General features: G+C 65.3%; 21 protein-coding genes and 1 tRNA gene. 17 read left to right on the top strand and 5 right to left on the bottom strand.

Annotation, left to right across the window (positions count from 1 at the left end):
- Window positions 1-65 precede the first annotated feature (65 nt).
- Genes MIN45_RS01550 through rsfS form a run of 5 tightly spaced genes read left to right on the top strand, consistent with a single transcriptional unit; the run spans window position 66 to window position 3823 of the window.
- Window positions 66-557 carry an LPS-assembly lipoprotein LptE gene (locus tag MIN45_RS01550; RefSeq protein WP_286294094.1) on the top strand — a complete coding sequence of 164 codons (492 nt, stop codon included), beginning with the start codon at window positions 66-68 and terminating at the stop codon, window positions 555-557.
- A complete protein-coding gene (gene holA, locus MIN45_RS01545; RefSeq protein ID WP_286292933.1) occupies window positions 547-1587 on the top strand; it encodes a DNA polymerase III subunit delta in 1041 nt (346 codons plus the stop codon). Before MIN45_RS01550 ends, holA begins: the two co-directional genes overlap by 11 nt.
- Window positions 1584-2846, top strand: a complete 1263-nt coding sequence (locus MIN45_RS01540) for a glutamate-5-semialdehyde dehydrogenase (RefSeq protein WP_286292930.1) — start codon at window positions 1584-1586, stop codon at window positions 2844-2846. The genes holA and MIN45_RS01540 overlap by 4 nt, the downstream gene beginning before the upstream one ends.
- Entirely contained in the window at window positions 2847-3479 is a 633-nt protein-coding gene (nadD, locus tag MIN45_RS01535) for a nicotinate-nucleotide adenylyltransferase (protein WP_286292928.1), read from the top strand.
- Window positions 3476-3823: a ribosome silencing factor gene (gene rsfS, locus MIN45_RS01530; RefSeq protein ID WP_286292926.1), complete on the top strand. Its 348-nt coding sequence runs from the start codon at window positions 3476-3478 to the stop codon at window positions 3821-3823. Before nadD ends, rsfS begins: the two co-directional genes overlap by 4 nt.
- Before the next feature lies 1 nt (window position 3824).
- Here rsfS and MIN45_RS01525 read toward each other — a convergent pair whose 3' ends face one another.
- The 4 genes from MIN45_RS01525 to thiD are packed head-to-tail and all read right to left on the bottom strand — an operon-like array spanning window position 3825 to window position 5933.
- Window positions 3825-4118 (bottom strand): thiosulfate oxidation carrier complex protein SoxZ, encoded by a 294-nt coding sequence (locus MIN45_RS01525; protein ID WP_286292925.1) that lies wholly within the window; start codon window positions 4116-4118, stop codon window positions 3825-3827.
- On the bottom strand, window positions 4118-4540 hold the full coding sequence (locus tag MIN45_RS01520) for a thiosulfate oxidation carrier protein SoxY (protein WP_286292924.1): 423 nt from the start codon (window positions 4538-4540) through the stop codon (window positions 4118-4120). The genes MIN45_RS01525 and MIN45_RS01520 overlap by 1 nt, the downstream gene beginning before the upstream one ends.
- Entirely contained in the window at window positions 4537-5166 is a 630-nt protein-coding gene (gene thiE / locus MIN45_RS01515) for a thiamine phosphate synthase (protein ID WP_286292922.1), read from the bottom strand. Before thiE ends, MIN45_RS01520 begins: the two co-directional genes overlap by 4 nt.
- A gap of 2 nt (window positions 5167-5168) precedes the next feature.
- A complete protein-coding gene (thiD, locus tag MIN45_RS01510; protein ID WP_337250350.1) occupies window positions 5169-5933 on the bottom strand; it encodes a bifunctional hydroxymethylpyrimidine kinase/phosphomethylpyrimidine kinase in 765 nt (254 codons plus the stop codon).
- 51 nt (window positions 5934-5984) lie between these two features.
- Between thiD and MIN45_RS01505 the strand changes: the two genes are divergently transcribed.
- The 12 genes from MIN45_RS01505 to MIN45_RS01450 all read left to right on the top strand — a co-directional run bounded on the left by MIN45_RS01505 (window position 5985) and on the right by MIN45_RS01450 (window position 16079).
- Window positions 5985-6476 (top strand): DUF5063 domain-containing protein, encoded by a 492-nt coding sequence (locus MIN45_RS01505; RefSeq protein WP_337250349.1) that lies wholly within the window; start codon window positions 5985-5987, stop codon window positions 6474-6476.
- Between the two features lie 116 nt (window positions 6477-6592).
- On the top strand, window positions 6593-7963 hold the full coding sequence (locus MIN45_RS01500) for a porin family protein (RefSeq protein ID WP_286292916.1): 1371 nt from the start codon (window positions 6593-6595) through the stop codon (window positions 7961-7963).
- 12 nt (window positions 7964-7975) lie between these two features.
- Window positions 7976-8518 carry an FMN-binding protein gene (locus tag MIN45_RS01495; protein WP_286292914.1) on the top strand — a complete coding sequence of 181 codons (543 nt, stop codon included), beginning with the start codon at window positions 7976-7978 and terminating at the stop codon, window positions 8516-8518.
- A complete protein-coding gene (locus MIN45_RS01490) occupies window positions 8518-9024 on the top strand; it encodes a hypothetical protein (RefSeq protein WP_286294092.1) in 507 nt (168 codons plus the stop codon). The genes MIN45_RS01495 and MIN45_RS01490 overlap by 1 nt, the downstream gene beginning before the upstream one ends.
- A gap of 52 nt (window positions 9025-9076) precedes the next feature.
- Window positions 9077-9153 (top strand) — tRNA-Val (locus tag MIN45_RS01485).
- Between the two features lie 60 nt (window positions 9154-9213).
- Window positions 9214-11154, top strand: coding sequence for a threonine--tRNA ligase (gene thrS, locus MIN45_RS01480; protein WP_286292913.1), 1941 nt, complete (start codon window positions 9214-9216; stop codon window positions 11152-11154).
- Between the two features lie 12 nt (window positions 11155-11166).
- A complete protein-coding gene (gene infC / locus MIN45_RS01475) occupies window positions 11167-11691 on the top strand; it encodes a translation initiation factor IF-3 (protein ID WP_286294091.1) in 525 nt (174 codons plus the stop codon).
- A 31-nt stretch (window positions 11692-11722) separates the two neighbouring features.
- The gene (rpmI, locus tag MIN45_RS01470; RefSeq protein ID WP_286292912.1) at window positions 11723-11920 is read left to right on the top strand and encodes a 50S ribosomal protein L35; all 198 of its coding nucleotides are present in this window, start codon (window positions 11723-11725) and stop codon (window positions 11918-11920) included.
- Between the two features lie 41 nt (window positions 11921-11961).
- Window positions 11962-12315 carry a 50S ribosomal protein L20 gene (rplT, locus tag MIN45_RS01465; RefSeq protein WP_286292911.1) on the top strand — a complete coding sequence of 118 codons (354 nt, stop codon included), beginning with the start codon at window positions 11962-11964 and terminating at the stop codon, window positions 12313-12315.
- A gap of 18 nt (window positions 12316-12333) precedes the next feature.
- Window positions 12334-13341 (top strand): phenylalanine--tRNA ligase subunit alpha, encoded by a 1008-nt coding sequence (gene pheS / locus MIN45_RS01460; protein WP_422732678.1) that lies wholly within the window; start codon window positions 12334-12336, stop codon window positions 13339-13341.
- Window positions 13342-13354: 13 nt separating this feature from the next.
- On the top strand, window positions 13355-15745 hold the full coding sequence (pheT, locus tag MIN45_RS01455; protein ID WP_286292909.1) for a phenylalanine--tRNA ligase subunit beta: 2391 nt from the start codon (window positions 13355-13357) through the stop codon (window positions 15743-15745).
- 4 nt (window positions 15746-15749) lie between these two features.
- Window positions 15750-16079 carry an integration host factor subunit alpha gene (locus tag MIN45_RS01450; protein ID WP_286292907.1) on the top strand — a complete coding sequence of 110 codons (330 nt, stop codon included), beginning with the start codon at window positions 15750-15752 and terminating at the stop codon, window positions 16077-16079.
- Between the two features lie 45 nt (window positions 16080-16124).
- Here the strand turns inward: MIN45_RS01450 and MIN45_RS01445 are convergent, their stop codons facing one another.
- Window positions 16125-16385 (bottom strand): ComEA family DNA-binding protein, encoded by a 261-nt coding sequence (locus MIN45_RS01445; protein WP_286292904.1) that lies wholly within the window; start codon window positions 16383-16385, stop codon window positions 16125-16127.
- Between the last annotated feature and the right edge of the window lie 95 nt (window positions 16386-16480).

Here is a 16480-nt window from a genome sequence, read left to right as displayed (position 1 = left end):
GCTGGCCTGTCGATTAAAAGCGGGTATTATACGGTTTTGTCCATGAAGTGGGATATTGCGCCGTGATGCGTCTCATGCCGTTGCTCATCGTCCTGCTGTTGGCGGGGTGTGGTTTCCATTTGCGCGGGGCGGTCGAGCTGCCGCCGGACAAACGGGTCGTCGCCCTGCAGGGAATCGGCCTCGATCATCCCTTCGCCCGTGACCTGGCCATGTTTCTGGCGCTGGTGGAAGGGCGGCTGACGGGCGATCCGTCCCAGGCCGGCAGCGTGGTGGTCATCCACGGCATCGACCAGCGCCGCCGAGTGGTGTCCCTGGACGAGCACGGCAAGGCCATCGAGTTCGAGTTGATCTATAAGGTCCGCTTCGAAGCCCGCACGGCAGACGGCAAACCGCTGCTGCCGCTTCAGACCATCACCCTGCGGCGCATCTATCTCAATACCCAGTTGCAGGCCATCGGCAAGGCCGAGGAGGAAAGCCTGATCCGCGAGGAAATGCGCCGCGAGGCGGCCCGGACCCTGCTGCGGCGCCTGCAGCGCGCCCTGGAACATGCGGATTGACTATCCCCAGCTGGCTTCCCGGCTGAAGCGGGAACTGGCGCCGGTCTATCTGCTCTACGGCGACGAGCCGCTGCAGCTGACCGAAGCCGCCGACGCCATCCGCCGCGCCTGCCGCCGGCACGGCATCGGGGAGCGCCGGGTCTTCAGCGTCCTGCCGGGATTCGACTGGAACGACCTGGCGGCCGAAACCGAGGCGCTGTCGCTGTTCGCCAGCAGCCGCCTGCTCGACGTGCGCGTTCCGGAGGGTAAGGTGGGCCAGGAGGGCGCGCGGGTGCTGGGGCGCTACAGCGACGCGCCGCCGCCGGACACGATCCTGCTGCTGGTGCTGGAAAACGCCCCGCCGGCGGCGATGCGGGCCAAATGGTTCCAGAAGCTGGAAAGGATCGGCCTGGCGGTGCAGACCCGCACCCTGCACGGCCGCGATCTTTTGGCCTGGCTCGAACGCCGCGCTGCCGCCTGCGGCCTGCGCTTGAGCGGCGACGCCCTGCAGCTGCTGGCCCTGCGTACCGAGGGCAACCTGCTGGCGGCGGCCCAGGAGATCGACAAACTCCATGTCCTCTGCGGCGAGACGACCATCGAGGCCGAAGACCTGGCGCGGATGGTCGCCGACAGCGCCCGTTTCGACGTCTTCGACCTGACGGAAGCCTGGCTGGCCGGCCAGCCGGGACGCTGTGACCGCATCCTGAGCACCTTGCGGGCGGAAGGGACGGTCCCCGCCGTGGTATTATGGTCGGTCACCCGTGAAATCCGCACCCTGCTGGCCTTGCAGGACGACCGCCGCCGGGGCCTGCCGGTGGCTGAAAGCTGCCGGCGCCTGGGGATATGGGCCCGGCGCCGGCCGCGGCTGGAGGCGGCCTGCCAGCGCCTGGCGCCCGCGTTGCTGCACCGGGCGCTGCGGCTGGCGGCCCGGATCGACGCCTGCATCAAGGGCCAGGCGGCGGGCGATTCCTGGGAAGGGCTGCGCGATCTGTGCCTGATCCTGGCCAGTGGTGAGATTCCCATAACGATCAGCGAAGCGAGTGAGCCATGACCATCGACGACATTCACGCCTACATGCAGACCGTGGGCCGTCAGGCCCGCGAGGCATCCACCGCCGTGGCCCGGGCCGCCACCGGGGCCAAGAATGACGCCCTGCTGGCGATGGCCTCGGCCATCGAAGCCGGCCGCGAGCGCATCCAGATGGAAAACCAACGCGATCTGATCGCCGGGCGCGAACGCGGCCTGAGCGAGGCGCTGCTCGACCGTCTGACCCTGACCGACGCCCGCATCGCCGCCATGGCCGAGGGCTTGCGCCAGATCGCGTCGCTGCCCGATCCGGTCGGCGAGATCAGCGATCTCAAGTACCGTCCTTCCGGTATCCAGGTGGGCCGGATGCGGGTGCCGCTGGGGGTGATCGGCATCATCTACGAGTCCCGTCCCAACGTCACCGTCGATGCCGCCGGCCTGTGCCTGAAGGCGGGCAACGCCTGCATCCTCCGTGGCGGCAGCGAGGCGATCCACTCCAATCAGGCCCTGGCGGCCTGCATCCGCACCGGCCTGGAAGCCGCCGGTCTGCCGCAGGCGGCGGTCCAGGTGGTGGAAACCACCGACCGCGCGGCGGTAGGGGAACTGCTGCGGTTGGACCGGTACGTGGACGTCATCGTCCCCCGCGGCGGCAAGGGCCTGATCGAGCGCATCGTCGCCGAATCGCGCATTCCGGTCATCAAGCACCTGGACGGGGTCTGCCACGTCTATCTCGACGAGCGCGCCGATGCCGGCAAGGCCGTCCGCATCGCCGTCAACGCCAAGACCCAGCGCTACGGGGTCTGCAACGCCATGGAGACGCTGCTGGTGCACGAGGCGGTCGCAGCCGGGCTGCTGCCGCGCCTGGCCGAAGAATACACCCGCCACGGGGTGGAGCTGCGCGGCTGTGAGCGCACCCGGGCGATCATCGACTGCCGGCCCGCCACCGAGGACGACTGGCGCGCCGAGTACCTGGCGCCGATTCTCGCCATCCGGGTGGTGGACGGCCTGGATCAGGCCATCGACCACATCAACCGCTACGGCTCCGGGCATACCGACGCCATCGTTACCGAGGACTACGGCCGTGCCCGCCGTTTCCTGCGCGAGGTGGATTCCAGTTCGGTGATGGTCAACGCCTCCACCCGCTTCGCCGACGGTTTCGAATACGGCCTGGGGGCGGAGATCGGCATCAGCACCGACAAGCTGCACGCCCGCGGCCCGGTGGGGCTGGAGGGGCTGACGACGCAGAAGTTCGTCGTGCTCGGCGACGGCCAGATCCGTACCTGAATGATCGGGATCTACGGCGGCACCTTCGACCCGGTCCACTACGGCCATCTGCGCACCGCCCTGGAGGTGCAGGAAGCCCTGGGGCTGGATCAGCTCCGCTTCGTTCCCTGCCGCCAGCCGCCCCATCGCCGCCCGCCACGGTTTTCCGCCGCGCACCGGCGCCGGTTTCTGGAAGCGGCTCTGGCCGACGCCCCGCCCGGTTTCGTGCTCGACACCCGGGAGCTGGAGCGGCCCGGTCCCTCCTACATGATCGACACCCTGGACTCGCTGCGGGCGGAGCTGGGGGACGTGCCGCTGGTTCTGATCCTGGGGCTGGACGCCTTCTTGGGGCTGCCGGGCTGGCACCACTGGCGGGAAATCCCGCAGCTGGCCCATCTGCTGGTCATGGACCGGCCGGGCTACCGACCCGACTGGCCGGCGGCGCTGGCGCCGGAGCTCCGGCGGCGCCGCTGTGACGATCCGGGGGAATTGCGGCGCGCTCCCGGGGGTCGAATCCATTTCCTGAGGGTGACCCGGCTGGAGATTTCCGGTACCTTCATCCGCCGGTGCCTGCAGGAAGGCAAAAGCCCCCGTTATCTGTTGCCTGATACGGTCTTAAGGCTGCTTGAATCCACTTCGACGGAGCTTGCATGAAACCCGACGATCCTGTTCTCGACTGGGTGCTCGACGCCCTCGACGACCTCAAGGCCCGCGACGTCACCGTGCTGGACGTGCGCGGCAAAACCTCGGTGACCGACTACATGGTGGTGGCCTCCGGCACCTCCGAGCGCCACGTTCACGCCCTGGCCGACAACGTGGTGGAAAAGCTGGCCGAGCACCGCATCAAGCCCCTCGGCGTGGAGGGGGAGCGCTCGCGCGACTGGGTGCTGGTGGACCTGGGGGACGTCATCGTCCACGTGATGTTGCCGGAAACCCGTGACTTCTACCAGCTGGAAAAGCTCTGGCAGGTGGAGGAGGAAGCCGGCGAAAACGCCTGAATCAGGGCAGTTCGATCTCCGTGGCGCCGCCTTCGCCGGCATTGTTGCGCCATTCGATCCGCAGGCGGCTGCCGGGTTCGACCCCATCGAAACGGAAGCTGAAGAAGGGTTCCGGCGCGATGGCCGGTCCCAGATGACTTTCCACCAGAAGTTTTCCCCCTGCCAGCACCGCCAGATAAGCCAGATACCGGGACGGTGGTTTGTCGTGGCTGGTCCAGGCCGCGTGCCCGGGAAAATACAGCCGGATTTCCACGCTGCCGTCGCGGTGCCGCAGGCTGCGATGTTCGATGCGCATCAGCGACAGCCCTGGGAAACGTCGATTTTGGCGCTTTGGTGGAAATAGCGCCCGCGGGCGCGGACGACGGCGACGATCTCGCTGTCTTGATACAGGCGCAGGTGAGTGCGTACCTGCGGGCGGGTCCGCGGAGACAGGAGGAAGCGGGCGGCCAGCGGCGTAGGAGAAGGGGTGACGAACAGGGCGATCAGATCGGTTTCCTGCAGCCGGCAGTCGACGCTGACCGGCACCGCCTGGCGCGATTCGGCCCGGCGCGGCAGGGACAGGCCGACGCCATAATGGAATTTGGCCTCCTCGCCGAAGGTCAGCTCGTAAACGGCCTGCGGCAGCGGGGTCGCGGCGCTCCATCCCGGCCGCAATCTGCCCAGACCTCCCAGCAACAGCAGTTGCAGCCAGCGCCGCCGGCTCCAGCGTTGCTTCATCGCGTGGGCCAGAGCCGGTTGAATGCCTGTGCCGCGGCCCGGGGGTCGGCTGCGGTGAACAGGGCGCCGATGACGGCGACCAGGTCGGCGCCGGCTTCGAGGAGCTGCCGGGCGTTGTTCGGCGTGATTCCGCCGATGGCGACGATGGGCAGGCGCAGCCGGCTGCGGGCGCGCGCCAGCAGCGCCAAAGGCGCAGGTACAGCTTCCGGTTTGGAAGTCGAGGGGAAGAAGGCGCCGAAGGCGACGTAGGTGGCTCCGGCGGCCTCGGCCCGACGGGCCCGTTCCAGCGCCGCGTAGCAGGAGACGCCGACGATCGCACCTGTCCCCAGGCGCTGGCGGGCGTGCTCCAGGGGGGCGTCGTGGCGTCCCAGGTGGACGCCGTCGGCGCGGATTCTCAGCGCCAGTTCCACGTCGTCGTTGACGATCAGCGGGATTGCGTATTCGCGGCACAATGCCGCCACGGCGGCCGCCTGGCCGGGTGTCAGGCGGGCCTGTTTGTCCCGCAGCTGGAGGACGTGGGCGCCGCCCTGCAGCGCCGCCTCGATGCGTTCCAGCCAGCGGTCGAAATCGCCGTCAAGGGCGGGGGTGATGGCGTAGAGGCCGGTGGACGGGAAGAGGAGGGGCATGCTCAGCTCCAGAACAAACGCTCGGGAATCGGCTGTCCCTGACCCGGGCGGAAGCCGTATTTGATCGCATTCCAGGTGTATTGCTGGGCCTTGCGGGCCGCTTCTTCCAGTTCCAGCCCCCGCGCCAGCAGGGCGGCCAGGGCGGCGGCCAGGGTGCAGCCGGAACCGTGGGCGCTGGCGGGCAGCTTCTCCCAGGTGAAGGTCTTGTGGCTGCCGGGGAGATACAGGGTGTTGTAGATCAACGGTGTGGGTTCGTCGCCCCCGGTGATCAGCACCGCCTGGCAGCCCCGTGCCAGCAGGGACTCGGCGCAGCGTGAGGGCAGGGCTTCACCGGTCAGGCGCCGGGCTTCGTCGAGGTTGGGCGTCAGCACCGTAGCCAGCGGGATAAGCTCGCCGAGCAAGACGTCGATCAGCGCCTCGTCGGCCAGTTCCGAGCCGCCGCCGGCCTTGAGGATGGGGTCGAGCACGGTCACGGCAGGCGCCTGGCGCAGCCTATCGGCCACCAAGGCGGCGATCTCCGCCGATCCCAGCAGCCCGATCTTGACCGCGTCGAAGCGAATGTCCGCGGTCAGCCGCTGCCATTGTTCCGCCAGGGTGGCGGGGGATTGCGGATAGAGGCGGTGGACGTTCCGGGTGTCCTGGGCGGTGAGGCAGGTGACGAGCGTGCCGGGATGACAGCCCTGGCTGACGATGGCCTCGATGTCGGCCTGGATGCCGGCGCCACCGGTGGGATCGTGGCCGGAAATGGCGAGAACGGTGGGTTTCAAGCTGGGGATCCTGACGGGATCGTCTAAACTTGGATTGAGATCGCGCTTAAGGTGGATGCCGAAACAGTGGATAACGATTATACCAAGCTCCTGGGCGTGGTTGGCGCCTTTTGCCGGACCGTCGATCACATGGAAGATTATCAGCGCCTGCCCTGGCTGCAGACCATCGGGACGCAGCTGGAGGAGCTCGACGCCGAGATGCGCCGGCTGCGGTTGGATTTGGCGTACCAGTTTTTCGCCCTGCCCGATCTGGATTTTCGTTTCGCCATGTTCTGCCGCCTCAAGGACTTTCTCGGAGACTGGGACGGTTATCCCCTGCCTGGCGACGATGCGGCCGATCCTGACGATCATAGCGGCAGCCTGGCCGACGACTTGACCGATATTTACTTCGAGCTCGGCCGGGGATTGGCGCTGTACCGGGACGACCCTGCCGATCCCCTGCCTGCGGTGCAGCTGTGGTACACCGGTTACGTCCTCCACTGGCGGGAGCATCTGCATGACGCCCGCTGTCATCTGAAGGTCTTGTTGCCGCGCTTTGCCTGACCGATGACTGCTCTTTTGGAATACGCACCCAATAATCAATGAATTTGATAACAATTATCATTTGAATTAAAATCAGCGCTCGCTTTATTTGTGACAATGGATAAGGGAGGTTCGCGATGAAGACATCACGCCCGGTCACAGCCGCCTTGGCCCTGGCTCTGGCGGGGACGGCACAGGCGGCGCCCATGCCATCGCCTGAGGCGTTGTGGGAGATCGTCCAGCAACAGCAAAAGGAGATCGAAGCCCTCAAAGCCAAGCTGGCAGAGAAAGAAAAAGTCGAAGCGAAGGTCACGCCCGAGGAGGTCAAGGAACTCAAGCGGGAAACCGGCATCCTGGCCCAGGAGCTGGAAAAGATGCGCACTCTGCTGGTGATTCCTGAGGAGCCCAAGTACAAGAGCATGTACGGTTTGGGGCCGGCGGCCTCGAAGGTCTATCAGGTGGGCCGCGGGCTGTCGATCGGCGGCTACGGCGAAGGGCGCTACCAGGTTTTCACCGGCGACCAGAACGGCAACAAGGACAACGCCGACTTCGTCCGCCTGGTGCTTTACACCGGCTACAAGTTCAACGACTGGATCCTGTTCAACAGCGAGATAGAATTCGAGCATGGGACCACCGGAGAGGGTTCCGAAGAGAAGGGTGAGGTGTCGGTCGAATTCGCCGCCCTCGATCTCTTTCTCGATCCCCATGCCAACATTCGGGCTGGGATGGTGTTGATGCCCATGGGATTCCTCAACCCGATCCACGAGCCGCCGTTCTTCTTCGGCAACAACCGCCCGGAGGTGGAGCAGCGCATCATTCCCTCCACCTGGCGTGAGATGGGGCTGGGGCTGTTCGGAGAAATCCTGCCGGGGCTGAGTTATACCACCTATGTGGTCAATGGCCTGGACGCCACGGGATTCTCCGCCCGGGGAATTCGCAGCGGCCGCCAGGGGGCGAGCAAGGCCAAGGCGGAAAATCTGGCCTGGGTGGGGCGGATCGATTACCAGGTACCTCAGCTGACTGGCCTGACCGTGGGTGGCTCGGCCTACATCGGCCATTCCGGCCAGGATGAGATCGGCAGCGCCGCGGTGCTGACCCAACTCTATGAGGGCCACCTGCAATGGAAGTACCGCGGCCTGGAAATGCGGGCGCTGGGCGCCTGGAGCCACATCGGCGATGCCGGCAAGGTCAGTCGGGCGGTGGGCGAGGCGGTCGGCCGCGAGCAGTTCGGCTGGTATGCGGAAGCCGGTTACGACATCATGCCCTGGATCCTGCCCCGGTCGACCCAGTACTTGGCGCCCTTCTTCCGCTACGAACGCTGGGACACCCAGGCGGAGGTCGCCGGTGGTTTCACCCGGAACGGCAATCTCGACCGCCGTCTATGGCAGATCGGGGTAAACTACAAGCCGATTCCCAACGTGGTCATCAAGGCCGACTACCGCAACATCGATGCCGATCAGGGCGAGGTGGCGGACGAGTTCAATCTGGGGCTGGGTTTCATTTTCTGACACAGGGGTTTTATGCGGCGTATCGTCACGCTTTGGCTGGGCCTGGTGCTGGCAGTCTTCTCGGCTGCCAGCCCGGCCCGGGTCTATTACAGCAAGCAGGAAGCGATGGCGCTGGCCTTCGGCAAGGAGGTCGCGGTCGAAATGAAAACCCTGTTTCTGACCGAGGCGCAGCGCCGGGCGATCGAACGCCTGGCCCGGGTCAAGCTGGAATCGAGTCTGTACACCTTGTATGTGGGCAAGCGCGATGGCCGGATCGTCGGCTATGCCGCCATCGAAACCCATACCGTGCGCACCAAGCCGGAAACGCTGCTCATCGTGCTGGATGCAAACGGAGAACTGAAACAGGTCGAGGTGCTGGCCTTTCACGAGCCGCCGGAATACCAACCGCCGCAGCGCTGGTTCGCCCGGCTGCGGGACGTTCCCCTGGACGACCTGCGTCTCGGCGCCGGAATAGACGGTATCAGCGGGGCCACTTTGAGTTCCCGGGCGGCGCTGGACAGCGTGCGCAAGGTGCTGGCGCTGTACCGGGTGGCGATCGCGGGGAAGGGGGAGTGATGCGCTTCTTCGTCAGCGGCGAGCACTACCGCAAGGTCTTGCTCCATACCTGCATCCTGCTGTTTCTGGGATATCTGGTGCTGTTCGCCGTCAGCGCCGCGTTGATGTACTTCAACCACATGGATCTGAGTCCGGCATCGGTGGTGGACTACTATCTGGGCAACGAGGCCGAATTCCGCCCGCCCCGTTCCTATCAGAGCCTGCTGGAAGTGAGCCACTTCCATCTCTTCGCCCAGGGGATGCTGGCCATGACCCTGGTGCATCTGCTGCTCATGACGGAGTTGCCGGTGTGGCTGAAGATCGGCCTGGGCGCCACCGCGTTTTTCAGCGCCGTCGCCAACGAGGCGGCCGGCTGGCTGGTGCGTTTCGTCCATCCGGCCTTCGCCTGGCTGAAGGTGGGAACCTTTCTGGCCCTGGAGGGGGCGTTGCTGCTGCTGGTGCTGTGCATCGGCGGATCGCTGCTGCGGCCTGTCGGCCGCCCCCGTCCTTGGCACCGGAAACGCTGAAAACTTAGGGTTTACAAACCTGGGTTTTTGATTCATAATTTTTAATCTCTTTAGGCGCGTAGCTCAGTTGGTTAGAGCACCACCTTGACATGGTGGGGGTCGTTGGTTCGAATCCAATCGCGCCTACCAGTTTCTCGAACAAGAAGCATCGCCCGGCGATGCTTTTATTTTTTGTGTGGTGACACGGCCATGCCGACGATTACGCTGCCCGACGGAAAACAACTGGCTTTCGACCATCCGGTGACGGTCAAAGAAGTGGCCGAGGCCATCGGTCCGGGCCTGGCCAAGGCCGCCGTGGCCGGCAAGGTGGACGGCCGCCTGGTCGATCTCAGCCACGTCATCGATCATGACGCCCGGGTGCAGATCGTCACCCCCCGCGAGGAAGAAGGGTTGGAGGTGGTGCGCCATTCCACCGCCCATCTGCTGGCTCAGGCGGTCAAGGAGCTGTATCCCGAGGCACAGGTCACCATCGGGCCGGTCATCGAGGATGGCTTCTACTACGATTTCGCCTACGAGCGCCCCTTCACCCCGGAAGACCTGGACAAGATCGAAAAGAAGATGCAGGCGCTGGCCAAGGCCGCCCTGCCGGTCGAGCGCCGGGAGGTTCCGCGGGAGGAGGCGATCGAGTTTTTCCGCCGCCAGGGGGAGGAATACAAGGCCCGGATCATCGAGGAGATTCCCGAAGGGGAGGTCATCTCCCTCTATTCCCAGGGGGATTTCACCGACCTGTGCCGCGGTCCCCACGTGCCCGACACCGGCAAGCTCAAGGCTTTCAAGCTGACCCGGGTGGCCGGGGCCTACTGGCGCGGCGACGCCCGCAATGAGATGTTGCAGCGCGTCTACGGCACCGCCTGGGCCGACAAGAAACAGCTCAAGGATTACCTGCGCCGCCTGGAGGAAGCCCAGAAGCGCGACCACCGCCGCCTCGGCAAACAGCTCGATCTGTTCCACATCCAGGAAGAGGCGCCGGGGATGGTGTTCTGGCACGACAAGGGCTGGCGCATCTATCAGACCATCGAGCAGTACATCCGCGACAAGCTGCGCCGAAACGGCTACCAGGAGGTGAAGACACCGATGGTGGTGGACCGCTCCCTGTGGGAGAAGTCGGGGCATTGGGACAAGTTCGGCGACATGATCTTCACCACCCACTCGGAGAACCGCGACTACGCCATCAAGCCCATGAACTGCCCGTGCCACGTGCAGATCTACAACCAAGGTCTGAAGAGCTACCGCGACCTGCCGCTGCGCATGGCCGAGTTCGGTTCCTGCCATCGCAACGAGCCTTCCGGTACCCTGCACGGGCTGATGCGGGTGCGCGCCTTCACCCAGGACGACGCCCACATCTTCTGCACCGAGGCGCAGATCCAGGACGAGGTGTCCCGGTTCATCGACCTTCTGTTCGAGGTCTATCGCGACTTCGGTTTCGACGAGGTTCTGGTCAAGCTGTCCACCCGCCCGGAGAACCGCGTCGGCAGCGACGAGATCTGGGACAAGGCGGAAAAGGCGCTGGAGGAAGCCCTCAACCGCAAGGGATTGGCGTGGGATCTGCAACCGGGGGAAGGGGCTTTCTACGGTCCCAAGATCGAGTTCGCCCTCAAGGACTGCCTGGGCCGGGTCTGGCAGCTCGGCACCATCCAGGTGGACTTCTCCATGCCTGGGCGCCTGGGAGCCAGCTACGTGGCCGAGGACGGCTCGCGGCAGACGCCGGTGATGCTGCACCGCGCCATCCTGGGGTCGCTGGAGCGCTTCATCGGCATTCTCATCGAGCACTATGCCGGGCTGCTGCCCTTATGGCTGGCGCCGGTGCAGGCGGTGGTGCTCAACATCACCGACAATCAGCGCGAATACGCCCTGGAGGTGGAAAAATTCCTGACCGCTCAAGGTTTTCGGATCGAATCGGACTTGAGAAACGAGAAGATCGGCTATAAAATCCGCGAGCACTCCATGCACCGGGTGCCCTATCTGCTGATCGTCGGCGACAAGGAAATGGCCGCCCGCCAGGTGGCCGTCCGTACCCAGCAGGGCAAGGATCTGGGCGCCATGAATCTGGACGATGTGGCCGCCTGGCTTCAGGCGCAGGTGGCGGCCAAGGCCGTCGTCGTGGATGAACAAGAAACAACAACCAGCTGAGGAGAGAGCCTCATCGCTACCAAAGTAACAGAACCCCGCCGCAACCGGGATATCCGCGCCCCCAAGGTCCGCCTGATCGGTGCGGATGGCGAGCAGATCGGCGTCGTGTCGTTGGCCGAAGCCTTGCGGGCCGCCGAGGACGCCGGGCTGGATCTGGTGGAGATCGCCCCCCAGGCCGATCCGCCGGTGTGCCGGATCATGGATTACGGCAAGTACCGCTTCGAGCAGAGCAAGAAGCTGCAGGCGGCGAGGAAGAAGCAGAAGCAGATCCAGGTCAAGGAAGTCAAGTTCCGCCCCGGGACCGGCGAGGGGGATTACCAGATCAAGCTGCGCAACCTGGTCCGGTTCCTGGAAGACGGCGACAAGGCCAAGGTGACGGTGCGTTTTCGCGGCCGCGAGATGGCCCACCGGGAACTGGGCATGGAGCTTTTGAAGCGGATCGAGAAGGATCTGGAAGAATACGCGGTGGTCGAGCAGCATCCCAAGATGGAAGGCCGTCAAATGGTGATGGTGCTGGCGCCGAAGAAAAAGAAGTGAGTGAGTTTATCCCGTTTTTAAGGAGCAGACGATGCCAAAACTGAAGACCAACCGTGGGGCGGCCAAGCGCTTTACCCGGACCGGTTCCGGCAAGTTCAAGCGCAACCATGCCAACCGTCGCCACATCCTGACCAAGAAATCCACCAAGCGCAAGCGCCATCTGCGCCGGCCGGCCTACCTGAGCCCGTCCGACGTGCGCGAAGCCAAACAGCTGTTGCCTTACAGCTGATCGAAGTCCTCCATCCCGAACCGTAGGAGCGGATTGAAGCCATGCCACGAGTCAAGCGCGGAGTTATCGCCCGTCGTCGTCACAAGAAGATTCTCAAACAGGCCAAAGGTTACTACGGCGCCCGCAGCCGGGTGTTCCGGGTCGCCAAGCAGGCGGTCATCAAGGCCGGCCAGTATGCCTATCGCGACCGCAAGCAGCGCAAGCGCCAGTTCCGGTCCCTGTGGATCACCCGCATCAACGCCGCGGCCCGCGAGCACGGCCTGTCCTACAGCCGCTTCATGAACGGGCTCCACAAGGCCGACATCGCCATCGACCGCAAGGTGCTGGCCGACATGGCGGTCAACGACAAGGAAGCCTTCGCCGAACTGGCGAAAGTCGCCGCCGCGCAGGCTTAAGGCGCAGTGAGCGACGCGCTGCAATCCCTGCTCGACGAATCCCTGGCGGCCGTGCAGCAGGCCGCCGACCTGTCCCAGCTGGAACAGGTGCGGGTCCGCTATCTGGGCAAGAAGGGCCTGTTCACCCAGCAGATGAAGAACCTGGGCCGGTTGCCGCCGGAGGAGCGGCCGGCGGCCGGTAAGGTCATCAATGCCGCCCGGGAGCGGTTTCAGCAAGCGCTGGAACAACGCCGGCAGGTACTACAGCGGGCCGAGCTGGAAGCCCGGCTGGCCCGCGAGGCCCTCGACGTCACCCTGCCGGGGCGGGGTCCGGGACTGGGCGGGCTGCATCCTGTGACCGCGACCCTGGAGCGGATCGAGCGCATCTTCGCCGGTGCCGGGTTCGAGGTCGCCGAGGGGCCGGAAATCGAGGACGACTACCACAACTTCGAGGCCCTCAACATCCCGCCCCATCACCCGGCGCGGGCGATGCACGACACCTTCTACATCGACGCCCACACCCTGCTGCGCACCCACACCTCGCCGGTGCAGATCCGGGTGATGGAAGCGGGGCGGCCGCCTTTCCGGGTCATCGCCCCGGGGCGGGTCTACCGCTGCGATTCCGATCTCACCCACACCCCCATGTTCCACCAGGTGGAAGGTTTTCTGGTGGACGAGGACGTCAGCTTCGCCGACCTGCGCGGCACCCTCGACCAGTTTCTGCGGGTGTTCTTCGAGCAGGACGTTCAGGTCCGTTTCCGCCCTTCCTATTTCCCTTTCACCGAGCCCTCCGCCGAGGTGGACATCAGCTGCGTCCTCTGCGGCGGCGCAGGCTGCCGGGTCTGTGGTCAGAGCGGCTGGCTCGAGGTCATGGGCTGCGGCATGATCCATCCCAAGGTGTTCGAAGCCGTCGGCATCGACACCGAACGCTACAGCGGTTTCGCCTTCGGCCTGGGGGTCGAGCGCCTGGCGATGCTGCGCTACGGTATCGGCGATCTGCGCCTGTTCTTCGAAAACGATCTGCGTTTCCTCGAACAATTCCACTGAGACCAAATTTCTTATGCGCTTTAGCGAAGCCTGGCTCCGAGAGCACGTCAATCCGCCAGTCGATACCGCACGCCTGGTCGAACAGCTGACCATGGCGGGGTTGGAGGTGGACGCCGTGGAGCCGGCCGCGCCCCCGTTCTCCGGCGTGGTGGTCGCCGAAGTGGTCGCCGTCGAGCCTCATCCCAATGCCGACAGGCTCAGGGTCTGCCGGGTTTCCGTCGGCCGAGGCGAGTCCTTGCAGATCGTCTGCGGCGCCCCCAACGTCCATCCCGGCATGAGGGCGCCGCTGGCGACCATCGGCGCGGTGCTGCCGGGCGGTTTCAAGATTCGCAAGTCGAAACTGCGCGGGGTCGAATCCTTCGGCATGCTGTGTTCGGCCAAGGAGCTGGGGCTGGCCGAAGCTGCCGAAGGCTTGTGGGAGCTGCCGGCCGACGCCCCGGTGGGCGAGGACCTGCGGGTTTGGCTGCAGCTCGACGATCAGGTCATCGAAGTGGATCTCACCCCCAACCGGGCCGACTGTCTCAGCGTCGAGGGCGTCGCCCGCGAGGTGGCGGTGCTCAACCGCATCGACTGGCGGCTGCGGGCGGTCGAGCCGGTGCCGGCCTGTCACCGGGATGTGCTGCCGGTCGAGGTGGCGGCGGAAGCCCGGGCCGCTTGCCCCCGTTACCTGGGCCGCCTGATCAAGGGCATCGACCCCCAGGCGCCGACGCCGATGTGGATGCAGGAACGTCTGCGCCGCAGCGGTCTGCGCAGCCTGGGGGCGGTGGTGGACATCACCAACTACGTGCTGTTGGAACTGGGGCAGCCTTTGCATGCCTTCGACGCCGCCGGGATCGAAGACGGCATCCGGGTGCGGCAGGCCAAGGCCGGGGAAAAGCTGGCGCTGCTCAACGATCAGGAAATCACCCTGACAGGTGACGAGCTGGTGATCGCCGACGCCCGGCGCCCGCTGGCGCTGGCGGGTATCATGGGCGGGCGCGATTCGGCAGTGAACGATGGCAGCGCCGACATTTTCCTGGAATGCGCCTTCTTCGCCCCCGAGGCGATCATGGGCAAGGCTCGCCGCCACGGCCTGCACACCGATTCCTCTCACCGTTTCGAACGGGGGGTCGATCCGCAACTGCAACCGCGGGCGATCGAATACGCCACCCGGCTGATCGTGGAGATCGCCGGCGGCGAGCCGGGGCCGGTGGTAGAGGTCCTCGCCGCCGAGCATCTGCCGCAGAGGTCTCCGATTCGGTTGCGCCGGCGTCGGATCTCCCGCCTGCTGGGAATGGACTTCGAGGCCGCCGAAGTGGAGGAGATCCTGCGGCGTTTAGGGATGGAGATTGCGCCGGCGGCGGAGGATGAATGGCAGGTGACGGCGCCCAGCTTTCGCTTCGACATCCATATCGAGGCGGACCTGATCGAGGAGCTGGCCCGGATCGCCGGTTACCAGAACCTGCCAGTGCGCGCGCCCCGCCTGCCCATGACCCTACAGCCGGTTCCCGAAGGGCGGCTGCCGCTCGCCCGGGTGCGGGCCTTGCTGGGTGACCGGGATTACCGAGAGACCATCACCTACAGTTTCGTCGATCGCGCTTTGCAGGAGATGTTGGCGCCGGATCTGACGCCGGTGGTCCTGGCCAATCCCTTGTCCGCCGACATGGCGGTGATGCGCACCACCCTGTGGACGGGCCTGTTGCAGGCCCTGCGTCACAACCTCAACCGCCAGCAGAGCCGGGTGCGCCTGTTCGAGGCTGGTTTGCGTTTCCACCGCGAGGGGGAGGACATCCGGCAGGAAAAGATGCTGGCGGTGATCGCCTGCGGCCCGGTGTGGCCGGAACAGTGGGGGGTGAAGGCGCGGCCGCTGGATTTCTACGACCTCAAGGGAGATGTGGAGGCCCTGCTTTCGGCCACCGGGCGGTGGGATTTCACTTTCGAGGCCCGCCGTCATCCGGCCCTGCATCCCGGTCAAAGCGCCGCTTTGGTCGAAACCGCCACGGGCCGGGTGGTCGGCTGGCTGGGGATGCTGCATCCGCAGATCGCGGAGATGCTGGGTATTGAGACGAACGTGTTCCTCTTCGAAATGGCTCAGGCGGTGCTGGAGGACAGAAAGGTTCCCGTTTTCCGGCCGCTTTCCCGCTTCCCCTCGGTGCGCCGGGATCTCGCCATCGTCGTCGAGGAGGAAGTGCCGGCGGGCGCGGTCGTGGCGGCGGTACGGGAGGCGGCCGGTGAATGGCTGGTCGATGTGATTCTGTTCGATGTCTATCACGGCGCCGGCCTTGAAGCCGGGGAAAAGAGTCTCGCCCTCGGTCTGGTGCTGCAGCATCCGGAACGCACCCTGACCGACGAGGAGGTCGACCGCACCGTGACCCGGGTGATCGAAACCTTGCGACAGCGCTTCGCCGCCAAACTGAGGAGTTGATCCCATGACCCTGACCAAAGCCGACATCGTCGAGAAACTGTTCGAGGATATCGGATTGCACCGCAAGGAAGCCAAGGCGCTGGTGGACCTGTTCTTCGAGGAGCTCAAGCGGACCCTGGAGGCGGGGACGCCGGTGAAACTGTCAGGATTCGGCAACTTCGACCTGCGGGACAAGAACGAACGGCCCGGACGCAATCCCAAGACGGGGGAGGAAATTCCCGTCAGCGCCCGGCGGGTGGTGACCTTCAAGGCCGGTCAAAAACTCAAAAGCCGGATCGCATCCTATTCGCACCGGGTTGCCGCCGCGCAACAGGTTGAGGATGAGGACTTCTGAGGGCGGGAAGGGAAGGTGAGGAGGGTCCACCTTCCCTTTCGTACCTTAGAACTGCAGCCTGTCCTTGTTCTTCGCCACGGTCGCAGGTCCGATCCCCTTGACCCGGGCTGCGAGATCCTCGCCGTTCTTGAACGGCCCGTTCTTTTGCCGCTCCTTGACGATCGCTTCCGCTTTGGTTTTGCCGACCCCTTTGAGTTCCTCGGCGATGGCGGCGGCATCGGCCTTGTTGATGTTGACCGCCAGCGCAAAGGGGCTGGCGAGCAGCAGCGTGGCCGAGAGCATAACGGACGGGATGATTCGACGCATTGCGTTCCTCCTTTCTGATAGGGTTCTTGAGGAAAGGTAGTCGCTGCGATCCGGATCTTCCGTGAGGCCTGTCACACATCGGCCGTTTTGGCCGT

The sequence above is a fragment of the Methylomarinovum tepidoasis genome (assembly GCF_030294985.1).
Lineage (GTDB): Bacteria > Pseudomonadota > Gammaproteobacteria > Methylococcales > Methylothermaceae > Methylohalobius > Methylohalobius tepidoasis.
The sequence above is the reverse complement of the archived record's forward strand: the minus strand, read 5'-3'. Positions and strand labels throughout refer to the sequence as shown.